Annotated in this window: 2 protein-coding genes; both read left to right on the forward strand. The window is 38.9% G+C overall.

The window, feature by feature from the left end; translation table 11 throughout:
* The coding region (locus ACRCJ0_RS15935) for a tRNA-guanine transglycosylase (protein ID WP_431391147.1) at positions 1-352 on the forward strand (352 nt) is incomplete at its 5' end.
* Between the two features lie 171 nt (positions 353-523).
* Entirely contained in the window at positions 524-901 is a 378-nt protein-coding gene (gene yajC, locus ACRCJ0_RS15940; RefSeq protein WP_034258237.1) for a preprotein translocase subunit YajC, read from the forward strand.
* The last annotated feature ends 11 nt before the right edge of the window (positions 902-912 follow it).

A 912-nucleotide genomic window follows, 5' to 3' on the forward strand; every position in this document is an offset into this window, starting at 1 on the left:
TGGTATCGATATGTTTGATTGTGTATTGCCAACACGTATTGCACGTAACGGGACTACCATGACCAGTCAAGGACGTGTAGTCATCAAAAATGCGCAATATGCACGCGACTTTACGCCATTAGATCCAAATTGTGACTGCTACACTTGCCGTAACTATACACGTGCTTACATCCGTCACCTATTGAAAGCTAACGAAACATTTGCACTACGGTTAACGTCAATCCACAACTTGCATTTCTTAATCAATTTGATGGAGCAAATTAAAGATGCCATTCGCGAAGACCGTCTATTGGACTTTAGAGACGAATTCTTCTTGCAATATTACGGTAAGGTTCAAAAAACCGCCTTTTAGGTCAAGACCTTTTCTTTTTGAAAAAGAGCTAGGCTAGGTCTTGCTAAATCTTTCGGCTTACAAGGGTTAACCTATGTAATTTATGGGCACTTTATGGTACGATTATGCTAATGATAAAAAAATGAACGGTTCATATGTGAACAAATAATCAAATAGGAGGTTATTCTTTTAATGGGAACAGTATTATATATAGTTGTTTTAGTGGCTTTAATGTACTTCATGTTAATTAGACCGCAACAAAAACGACAAAAAGAAACGCAACAAATGATGGCTGCAATGGCAGTTGGCGATTCTGCAGTAACAATTGGTGGTTTACACGGTGTCATTGCTGAAATCGATGAAACTAAAAATACGATTACTTTAGATTGTGAAGGTGTCTACTTAGTATTTGACCGTCGTGCAATTGCGCGTACGCAAAAAGCTGACCCAATGAATACTGAAATGGCTAACGACATCATGAGCGATGCTGCTGAAGAAGAAGCACGCGAAAATGATGTAGTCATTGAAGATATAGAAGCAGGCGACCAACAAGAGGACGATCAAATCTAGTCACAGCAACT

This window comes from Aerococcus sp. L_32 (genome assembly GCF_050689315.1).

Excerpts from the sequence above, each read along its gene's own strand:
- yajC (WP_034258237.1), top strand. The coding sequence starts at position 524 with ATGGGAACAGTATTATATATAGTTGTTTTAGTGGCTTTAATGTACTTC.